Annotated in this window: 11 protein-coding genes; 6 read left to right on the top strand and 5 right to left on the bottom strand. The window is 43.0% G+C overall.

Annotated features, from left to right (window positions below; genetic code table 11):
• Nucleotides 1-265 precede the first annotated feature (265 nt).
• Both lysA and ACRD7A_RS09410 read right to left on the bottom strand, forming a co-directional pair.
• Nucleotides 266-1,417: a diaminopimelate decarboxylase gene (gene lysA / locus ACRD7A_RS09415; protein WP_430810529.1), complete on the bottom strand. Its 1,152-nt coding sequence runs from the start codon at nt 1,415-1,417 to the stop codon at nt 266-268.
• Complete coding sequence (locus ACRD7A_RS09410) at nt 1,407-2,738, bottom strand: aspartate kinase (protein ID WP_430810530.1); 1,332 nt, start codon at nt 2,736-2,738, stop codon at nt 1,407-1,409. The genes lysA and ACRD7A_RS09410 overlap by 11 nt, the downstream gene beginning before the upstream one ends.
• A 280-nt stretch (nt 2,739-3,018) precedes the next feature.
• Between ACRD7A_RS09410 and yihA the strand changes: the two genes are divergently transcribed.
• From yihA to ACRD7A_RS09380, 6 genes are all read left to right on the top strand, one after another.
• Entirely contained in the window at nt 3,019-3,615 is a 597-nt protein-coding gene (gene yihA, locus ACRD7A_RS09405; RefSeq protein WP_430810531.1) for a ribosome biogenesis GTP-binding protein YihA/YsxC, read from the top strand.
• 140 nt (nt 3,616-3,755) lie between these two features.
• Nucleotides 3,756-4,694, top strand: coding sequence for a ribose-phosphate pyrophosphokinase (locus tag ACRD7A_RS09400; RefSeq protein ID WP_430810532.1), 939 nt, complete (start codon nt 3,756-3,758; stop codon nt 4,692-4,694).
• Between the two features lie 90 nt (nt 4,695-4,784).
• Nucleotides 4,785-5,357 (top strand): 50S ribosomal protein L25/general stress protein Ctc, encoded by a 573-nt coding sequence (locus ACRD7A_RS09395; RefSeq protein ID WP_430810533.1) that lies wholly within the window; start codon nt 4,785-4,787, stop codon nt 5,355-5,357.
• 139 nt (nt 5,358-5,496) lie between these two features.
• On the top strand, nt 5,497-6,060 hold the full coding sequence (gene pth / locus ACRD7A_RS09390; RefSeq protein WP_430810534.1) for an aminoacyl-tRNA hydrolase: 564 nt from the start codon (nt 5,497-5,499) through the stop codon (nt 6,058-6,060).
• On the top strand, nt 6,061-6,453 hold the full coding sequence (locus ACRD7A_RS09385; RefSeq protein ID WP_430810535.1) for an RNA-binding S4 domain-containing protein: 393 nt from the start codon (nt 6,061-6,063) through the stop codon (nt 6,451-6,453). It abuts the gene before it with no gap.
• A 10-nt stretch (nt 6,454-6,463) separates the two neighbouring features.
• Nucleotides 6,464-7,006: a DUF4924 family protein gene (locus ACRD7A_RS09380; protein WP_430810536.1), complete on the top strand. Its 543-nt coding sequence runs from the start codon at nt 6,464-6,466 to the stop codon at nt 7,004-7,006.
• Between the two features lie 24 nt (nt 7,007-7,030).
• Here the strand turns inward: ACRD7A_RS09380 and ACRD7A_RS09375 are convergent, their stop codons facing one another.
• The 3 genes from ACRD7A_RS09375 to ACRD7A_RS09365 all read right to left on the bottom strand — a co-directional run bounded on the left by ACRD7A_RS09375 (nt 7,031) and on the right by ACRD7A_RS09365 (nt 9,026).
• A complete protein-coding gene (locus ACRD7A_RS09375) occupies nt 7,031-7,387 on the bottom strand; it encodes a thiol-disulfide oxidoreductase DCC family protein (protein ID WP_430810537.1) in 357 nt (118 codons plus the stop codon).
• 14 nt (nt 7,388-7,401) lie between these two features.
• Nucleotides 7,402-7,584: a hypothetical protein gene (locus ACRD7A_RS09370; RefSeq protein WP_430810538.1), complete on the bottom strand. Its 183-nt coding sequence runs from the start codon at nt 7,582-7,584 to the stop codon at nt 7,402-7,404.
• Nucleotides 7,585-7,724: 140 nt separating this feature from the next.
• Nucleotides 7,725-9,026, bottom strand: a complete 1,302-nt coding sequence (locus tag ACRD7A_RS09365) for an OmpA family protein (protein ID WP_430810539.1) — start codon at nt 9,024-9,026, stop codon at nt 7,725-7,727.
• Nucleotides 9,027-9,028 lie beyond the last annotated feature (2 nt).

The raw sequence follows: 9,028 nt of genomic DNA, 5'->3' as shown, positions 1-9,028 counted from the left end.
AAACAAAAAGGCTAATCAACAAAGATTAACCTCATATATTGTTCTTCATAAGTATCACTTCTGAAAGTGCCTATTTAAGCATAGGCGCATGCTTGACCATGCTAAACATGTACATAATAAATTAAAAGAGGCTAATCTGACAGATTAGCCTCTTTTAATTTTTACTTTGCCTTACTTCCGATATTTCCGGCATCAATCCTTCTTCTTCCTAATTTTAGGCAGAGGGGTTTATTTAGCTTTAAATGGATTTACCTTGTGCCCTATATTAAGTTCTATCAGAATAATAGGCCTTGGGTAGCTCACGCAGGTTGTAGCGGTTGGCCATAATTTCTCCATAAGCACCGGCCGATCGAATCGCTATGATATCTCCCCGCTTGGTATGTGGCAGATCAACGGCCTTCCCAAAGCAATCGCTGGACTCACAGATGGGTCCTACCACATCATATTTCTCAATGGCTTCCCGGCTGCTTAGGTTCTCAATTTTGTGATAGGCCTGATACAGGGCAGGACGTATCAGATCACTCATGCCGGCATCTACAATGGCAAATTTAGTGTTAACACCATTTTTTACATAGAGTACGCGACTGAGCAAGCTGCCACACTGTCCTACCATGGAGCGTCCTAACTCAAAATGCAACTCCTGGCCAGGCTTTAAGTCCAGGCATTCATCAAATAGTTTGAAGAAATTTTCAAAGTCGGGTATGGAGTTTCTATCGGGTTGTTCATAATCGATGCCCAGGCCACCTCCCACGTTCACAACCCTTGGAAACAGTTGTTGGTCGATGAACCATTTTTGTAGTTCATTTACACGTAGGCACAGGTCTTTGAAAGACAGCAGATCCATTATTTGCGAGCCTATGTGGAAGTGAATGCCTTCGAGGCTTACATTTTTAAGCTGTTTCAGCACTGTCACCACAGCTTCTAAATCCCACTGGTTAATGCCGAATTTGTTTTCTTCCAGCCCGGTGGTGATGTAATGGTGCGTGTTGGCATTCACATTTGGGTTGATGCGGAGTGCTACTTTTGCAATTTTACCTTTTTTACCCGCCAGCTCGTCAATGATCTCCAGCTCAGGAATTGACTCTACGTTGAAACAGGCAATGTCATTGTCCAGCCCCAGATTAATTTCCCAATCGGCTTTGCCAACCCCGGCAAAGACAACGCCCTTGACATCAAAACCTGTGTCCAGTGCCTTTTTTACTTCGTTGCCACTCACGCAGTCGGCGCCAAACCCTGCCGTTTTAATGGCTTCTAAAATGCGGTCGTTGGCATTGGCCTTTACCGCATAGTGTACTCTGAAACCGTATTTGCCCGCTTCCTGTTTAACGGTTTTAAGCGTTTCGTTTAACAGAGCCATGTCGTAGTAGTAACAGGGCGTTTGCAAGTTATCCGGAGTGTCGGGGAAACTAAAGTTCATTATTTACCTTATTAAAAAGTTTATCACTTAATCGATTTAGAGCCTCCTTTTTATCCTGTGCAGCAATTAATAGCGACAGGTTGTAGTTGCTTCCACCGTAGGAAATCATGCGGATTGGAATATCTTTTATGGCATTAAATATGGTGTTGGCATAACCCTTGTTCTCGGCCACCAGATCGCCTACTACACAAACGATTACCTGGTCGCGATCTACTTCTACGGTACCATATTTTTTTAGGTCGCTAACGATCTCGTTCAGGTGTTTGTTATCATCGATAGTGACTGACACGCCTACCTCCGAAGTGGTAATCATGTCAATGGGGGTTTTATAACTTTCGAATATTTCAAATACTTTACGCAGGAAGCCGTATGCCAGTAACATTCGGCCCGACTTTATTTTAATGGCGGTGATGCCATCTTTGGCAGCCACGGCAGCCATGCGCTCCTTATGTTGTTTGGAGGTGATCATAGTGCCTTGGGCCTTGGGCTCCATCGTATTTAGTAAATGCACCGGTATATTGGCTAATTTGGCAGGTAATACACTGGTTGGGTGCAGAATCTTGGCACCAAAATAAGCCAGCTCGGCTGCTTCGTCAAAGGAAAGTTCAGAGATACATTCTGTGTGCTCCACATAACGCGGATCGTTGTTGTGCATCCCGGTAATGTCGGTCCATATCTGTATTTCTTCAGCCTTCGCAGCGGCACCAATCAGTGATGCTGAATAGTCACTACCGCCCCGTTGAAGGTTGTCAATTTCGCCAAAGGCGTTGCGACATATATAGCCTTGAGTGATATAAATTTTGTGATTGGGTTGAGCTGCCATCACCTTTTTCAGATTCTCCCTGATATATTCCGCATCCGGTTCGTTATTCTTATCGGTGCGCATGAAGTCAAGGGCGGGCAACAGGGCCGAATCAGTACCGTTCTCTTCAAGGTAATAGTGAAATAAAGCCGTTGATATGAGCTCGCCCTGGGCAAGAATGGCCTTTTCTTCAAATACGGTAAACATATCGATAGTATAGGATTTGATAAAGTCAAAATGTGACTTAATCAACTCCATTCCTTTGCTGCGATAGTCATCGCTTTTGTATAAGGTCTTGACTTCCTTTTCGTATTTCTTCTCGAGAGTGCTGATAATTGCGGTTGCGCTGTCGCGATCTTGTTGGTATAGGTAGTTTGCAATTTCGACAAGGCTGTTGGTAGTGCCCGACATGGCGGATAGCACCACTATTTTTTGATGGTCGTCGGCTAAAATATCTGCCACCTCTTTCATGCGTTGTGCCGAACCAACAGATGTGCCTCCAAATTTAAGTACTCTCATTTGTGAATGTTATAAGATGATTAACAAATACGTCTTTGCAAAATTATAAGTTTTTGGGCAGTGATGATAGTCTAAGTGTAAGAAATATGACGGGTTGAATTTTGATTATTAACAAATTACCCTATAAAACGCCGAAAGTCACCAAAAATAACAAAAAGTTAAAATAATAACAAAAAATATTTATTTCATGATTATTGTTAATATATTCAATAAAACTTATTGAATATCTATGTTTTTACTTTGCTTAAATGCTCCTACCTTTGCGGCAAATGTAGCGCATATGCAAATTTTATCGGCACAGTTTCATAAAAGTAGTTCAAAGGCCAGTCAGTGTCCTCAACCCGATCGCCCCGAATACGCCTTTATTGGTCGTTCCAATGTGGGTAAATCATCATTAATTAATAAGCTATGCGGTCGTAAGGCCTTGGCAAAAACCTCCTCTACGCCCGGCAAAACACAGCTTATTAACCACTTTGATATTGATAATTTGTGGTACCTGGTGGATTTACCGGGCTTTGGTTATGCCAAAGTATCTAAAACGGTAAGGGCCACTTTTGGCAAGCTGATTACCGATTACATTTCGAGCCGCACTAATCTGATGTGTCTTTTTGTTTTACTCGATTCACGTATCCCCATGCAGGATATTGATCTGGTATTTATGAATACAATGATTGAAAATGGCGTGCCCATTGCCCTTGTTTTTACCAAAACTGACAAACTGAACAAGTCACAGTATTCTACTAATATGAAGCAATACGAAGCGCAACTGCTCGAGCATTGGGAGGAATTGCCTCCTGTCTTTTATACCTCTTCAAAGAGTGGTGCGGGTGCCGATGCGCTTCTTGATTTTATAGGAGAATTAAATGAAAAATGGTAAGTAATTACAAATCAAGGATATAATATAAAAACAAGGCAATTAGGCTTTTTTATGAAGTTTGTTCGCGCAACAAAAGCACGTTTTGCTTACCTTTGCCGCCAGAAAGCAATATTCAAATAATCTGATAAACATCAAATTAAATGCCTCCGAAAGCTCCAATTAAGATATTTGCAGGAACAAGCACGAAATATCTTGCTGAAAAAATAAGCCTTTGCTCGGGCAGAGAGTTAGGTAGTGTTAACTGCTTGCGTTTCAGCGATGGTGAATTTACTACAATGTATGAAGAGACCGTACGAGGGTCTCATTTATTTTTATGCCAGTCAACATTTCCTCCTTCAGATAATCTTATGGAGTTGTTGATGATGATTGATGCAGCTAAGCGTGCCTCAGCCTATAAAATTGTGGCCGTAATGCCGTATTTCGGTTTTGCCCGTCAGGATCGCAAAGATCAGCCGCGCGTTGCCATTGGTGCTAAATTGGTGGCCGATATGTTGCAGGCGGCTGGCGTAGATCGTGTCATCACCATGGACTTGCACGCCGACCAAATTCAGGGATTCTTTAATATTCCGGTGGATCATCTTTACGCCTCGTCTATTTTTGTGCCTCATATTAAGCACATGAATCTGGACGATCTGGTAATTGCTTCACCTGACGTGGGAGGAACCAAGCGTGCCAATACCTACGCTAAATTTTTGGAAACACCCATGGTGATTTGCCACAAACATCGCTCAAAAGCCAATGTAGTAGATGAGATGCGCATTATTGGTGATGTGAATGGAAAGAACGTAATTATCGTTGACGATATGGTGGATACTGCCGGTACACTTACGAAGGCAGCGGATATGATGCTGGAGGCGGGAGCCAAGAGTGTTCGCGCATTTACCACTCATGCTGTGTTGTCGGGTCCTGCTTACGAGCGTATTGAAAATTCAGGGCTGACTGAATTGTATGTCACCGATTCGATTCCATTAAAGCAGCAATCTGATAAGATTAAGGTCCTGTCGGCGGCGCAGCTTTTTGCCGATACGATTGAAAAAGTATATAATTATCAGTCGATAAGTAATCAATTCTTGATCTAAAGTATTAACTTTGCAGCCGCTTTAGAGCAAGCGTGTGATGGGAAATTTACCACACATGGTTAATTTTGAGTAGCACTTAAATAAAGAATTATGCAAACAATTGAAATTAAAGGTACTGTACGTGCCGAGTTAGGTAAGAAATCGACCAAAGCCCTACGTGCTGAAGGTAAAGTACCTTGTGTTATTTACGGTGGTGAGCAAAACATTCATTTTACTGCTCAGGAGTCTGAGTTCCGTAAAGTGATTTACACCCCTAATGTTTACATCATCAATGTAAATATTGATGGAAAAGTATATCCTACTATTCTTCAGGATACGCAGTTCCACCCTGTTAAAGAGCAGATGTTACACGCTGATTTCCTTGAGGTGAAAGAAGACAAGCCTGTGGTAATCGAAATCCCTGTTAAACTGAATGGTTTTGCAGAAGGTGTGAAGGCTGGTGGTAAATTGCAGTTAGAGAAGCGTAAGCTGAAAGTACGCGGTCTGGCTAAGAACCTGCCTGATACATTGGATATCAACATTGATAAGCTTGGACTGGGTAAGACCATGCAAGTGGGTCAGTTGGAATATGAGAACCTTGAGCTGTTAAATGCTAAGAATGCTGTTGTGGTAGCTGTACGTTTAACACGTGCTGCACGTGCTGCTCAGCAGTCAGCCGAGTAATCATTACAAATGATATACGAAACCTCCATATTTATTTATGGAGGTTTTTGTATTTTAGCCCAACGGTAAATATGGAATATAAATGCTGAGGCTCTTTAAACGATTTTTTAAAAGCGAGAAAGATAATACACCTGCAGACATGAAGTACCTGATAGTTGGATTAGGAAACATTGGTGAAGAATATGATCAAACGCGTCACAACGTGGGTTTTGAGGTTTTGGATGCCATTGCCAAAAGAAATGACGTGCGCTTTGAGGAGGAACGCTATGGTGCTGTGGCTCGGTTTAAATTCAAGGCGCGCAGTTTTATTATGCTGAAGCCCAATACTTATGTGAATCTGAGTGGTCGTGCCATTAACTACTGGCTGCAAAAGGAAAAAATAGCTGTCTCTAACCTTTTGGTGGTTGTGGATGATCTGGCACTGCCTTTTGGTACTTTGCGGCTTAAAACCAAGGGAAGCGATGCTGGTCATAATGGGCTGAAGAGCATACAAAGTAGCCTGGGTACTGCTGCCTATTCGCGCTTACGCTTTGGTATTGGTAATGATTTTGCCAAAGGTAGGCAAGTTGATTTTGTATTGGGCAAATGGAGCGATGAAGAGTGGGTGGATTTGATGGAACGCACCAAGGTAGCCGAAGAAATGGTGAAGGCCTTTGCCACTGTGGGTGCTGCCCGAGCCATGAGTCAGTTTAATAATAAATAGATGAGTGCAACAGGAGTAAGAATTGATAAGTACCTGTGGGCTGTGCGTTTGTTTAAAACACGAAGCCTGGCTGCTGAGGCCTGCAAAAAAGGGAAGGTATCCATTAATGGCATGCCGGTAAAATCATCGCGCATGATTCATCAGGGCGATGAGATTGATATTCGCATCCCACCCATCATCCGTCGCTTTAAGGTGTTGGATGTTGCCGAGAAACGCATGGGAGCCAAGCTGACACCTGATTTTGTGAAGGATATTACGCCGGCCGAACAGTTGGAGATGCTGGAATTATCCCGGCTGGCCAGTAATGCCAACCGCGATAGGGGTACGGGGCGACCCACTAAGAAAGACAGACGTGACCTGGAGAAATTACAGGATGGCGATTGGGATTTTTAAAGTTTAGACTATGATTATAGCGCAACAAAAGAAGAAGGAAAATATTATTGAATACCTCTTGTATATGTGGCAGGTAGAGGATTTGATTCGTGCCAATAAGTTGGATATGGGCCAGATTGATAAGCATATTATTAGTGGTTATCAACAAGCAGAGGATACATTACTTGAGATACGTGACTGGTGGGCTAACTTATGTGAGATGATGCGTTTGGAGAATAAATCCGAGAAAGGTCATTTGCAGATTAATATTAACACTTTAAATGATGTAAATCGTTTGCATAACGCTTTGTTGAAAGCGCCCAATGAAGTGGCTTATCAGCATTTATACAATAGTATGGCGGCCAGTATACAGGAGTTCGATAATAAATCGGGAAATGCCCTGGCCAACGATATCGAAATCTGTCTGACTGCTATTTATGGTGCTTTTCTGATGAAACTTAAAAATCAGACGGTATCGCAACAAACTGATTCGGCACTCAAAAACTACAGTAAGCTACTTAGCCTCCTGGCAAAAAAATATAAGGCTGAACAAGAGGGTACCTTGGATCTATAAAGCAGATAGAATTTAGCTTTGTACTTAAGTGATAGAACAGCTGCGCTTGCCAAAGAATCGATAGCGATTACCGGCCAAGTAGTAGTAGCATCTGCGGCGCCATGGCTTTGGTAGTATTTTTAATAGCCACGCCATCAATAGAAACCCACCACCAAGAATGGCCAATAGTTTAAGCAGGGCTTCATCAGCTATGTAGTGACTGGAACCGTCGGTGAGCATGAGTTCGTTGGGTACATCGTTCATCACCAACTGAAAAGGGATAAGATGCAGCTTGTTTTCAGCACCCACATTTTTTAGGAATATAATTAAGCCATCACAAACATGACACTGTCCATCGTAATAGACAATGGGCAGGGTATTGTTCGTGGAATTGGGTCTCATGGGTTTTGGTTTTGTCAGCCTTCGTTATCGATACAGCTGTGTTGATCATCGGTTTCGCAATCGTTCGGTGACTCTCCCAGATTGCCCGATTTAAGAAAATTATCGACATTATCTACAAAGCCTTTTTTTTGAAAAATATCGAAGATAAATATTTTGTCACTAATGTCTTTGCAGTTGTGTGCCCAGCATCTTATCATATACTTTCGTTTAAAGTGTAAAACAACCTCGCCGACTATGAATGATGTACCCTGGTGCACGCTAAGTTAATGGATAAACCGTTAGTAGGGTTCACTCATTGCCGCACATGAAAAACATCACAAAACGCGAAATAGTTCATTTAAGGCTCAATCACCACCACATCGGCACGCCGGTTAATGATGTCTAATGTTTTGTTTTTACCCTTCCTTTTTTGGATCAACAGGTCGTCTTCTCCCTTGGGATACAGATGGAAGCGCTCTCTATTGATGCCCAGGTCATCTACAAAGTAGGAGAGGACCTCTTCGCAGCGCTTTTGGCTGATGGCTAAATTCTCAGTGGCATCTTCAAGATGATCGTTGTATCCGTATATGTCCACTCTTGCATTGGGGTGTTTAGTCATGTATAAAGCAATGGTGGCCAGTTCAATATGATCCCGCGTATCCAGCTTATTATTGGCTGCGTTAAAGTATACCGATACCATGTGGTTGCTGCCGTAAATGCGCAGGGCATGGTGGCGAATAGTGATGGAATCGGTTTTAATAACCCGCGTGGAAGCATAGTCTTGCAGCTGCTGTTCAAGCATTGCCACTTCATCGGCCAATGGATCTTTCTTGGGCTTGCCAAATACATTGAATCCATAGCCACGGTGTGTCCAGCGGGCATGTCGTTTATTCTTTTTCCCCAGCTTATATGCCAGGTGTATGTTGGTGTACCAATATTTATCGTTATCGGCACCCGACAGCACGTTATCCAGCTTATCTTCGATGGACCAGCGCATTGAGGTTTCAAATCCAATGTCAAAATTGCGATTGATACGGTATTGTAGGCCAAGCGTCATTGGGATAAGTAACTCACTGACGCGTCCTACCTTGCGGTCGGGCTTATGGGCATCATAGCCCAAAACAAGATAGCCTGCCTCTGCATTACGGGGCGCCCAGTCGCGATAGTGCACCACAGCATCGTTGTCTGTATAATGAACGCGTGTTCTATAGGCCGTTAGTCCTGCACCAATTTTCAGAAATACATTCCAGCGATCTCGCATTGGACCGGGATAGGCAAACCATTGATTAATGTAGGTGACGGCATTGATTGAATAATCGTACAGGTTACCAGCACTGTAAAAGGTTTCGTTACCCGAGTGGAAGTCGCTGCTTATTAATTGAAAATCAAAGGCCCAGGCCGGATGTATTTGCTTCGATAATTTTACCATGGGGCCAAAGGTCCAGTGACGATCGGGAAAGACCGCATAGGAAGTTAGGTCGTTTTGCATGACCAATGGGCCATAGCCAATGGCCAGCGACCAGGTGTTGAATACCTTATCACGCGAATATCGCTGGTATTCTTCCAGATTCCGATGATCGGAGGCAAACTGTGCGTTGACGATGTTTGTTATGGCGAGCAGCACAGCTGTACTCAGGGCTATGTTTCTTAATCGTTTCATAG

Source organism: Carboxylicivirga longa (assembly GCF_050589825.1).
Taxonomy (GTDB): domain Bacteria; phylum Bacteroidota; class Bacteroidia; order Bacteroidales; family Marinilabiliaceae; genus Carboxylicivirga; species Carboxylicivirga longa.
This window is presented reverse-complemented; position numbering and strand designations above follow the sequence as displayed.

Excerpts from the sequence above, each read along its gene's own strand:
- lysA (WP_430810529.1), bottom strand. The coding sequence starts at position 1,417 with ATGAACTTTAGTTTCCCCGACACTCCGGATAACTTGCAAACGCCCTGT.
- ACRD7A_RS09410 (WP_430810530.1), bottom strand. The coding sequence starts at position 2,738 with ATGAGAGTACTTAAATTTGGAGGCACATCTGTTGGTTCGGCACAACGC.
- yihA (WP_430810531.1), top strand. The coding sequence starts at position 3,019 with ATGCAAATTTTATCGGCACAGTTTCATAAAAGTAGTTCAAAGGCCAGT.
- ACRD7A_RS09400 (WP_430810532.1), top strand. The coding sequence starts at position 3,756 with ATGCCTCCGAAAGCTCCAATTAAGATATTTGCAGGAACAAGCACGAAA.
- ACRD7A_RS09395 (WP_430810533.1), top strand. The coding sequence starts at position 4,785 with ATGCAAACAATTGAAATTAAAGGTACTGTACGTGCCGAGTTAGGTAAG.
- pth (WP_430810534.1), top strand. The coding sequence starts at position 5,497 with ATGAAGTACCTGATAGTTGGATTAGGAAACATTGGTGAAGAATATGAT.
- ACRD7A_RS09385 (WP_430810535.1), top strand. The coding sequence starts at position 6,061 with ATGAGTGCAACAGGAGTAAGAATTGATAAGTACCTGTGGGCTGTGCGT.
- ACRD7A_RS09380 (WP_430810536.1), top strand. The coding sequence starts at position 6,464 with ATGATTATAGCGCAACAAAAGAAGAAGGAAAATATTATTGAATACCTC.
- ACRD7A_RS09375 (WP_430810537.1), bottom strand. The coding sequence starts at position 7,387 with ATGAGACCCAATTCCACGAACAATACCCTGCCCATTGTCTATTACGAT.
- ACRD7A_RS09370 (WP_430810538.1), bottom strand. The coding sequence starts at position 7,584 with ATGATAAGATGCTGGGCACACAACTGCAAAGACATTAGTGACAAAATA.
- ACRD7A_RS09365 (WP_430810539.1), bottom strand. The coding sequence starts at position 9,026 with ATGAAACGATTAAGAAACATAGCCCTGAGTACAGCTGTGCTGCTCGCC.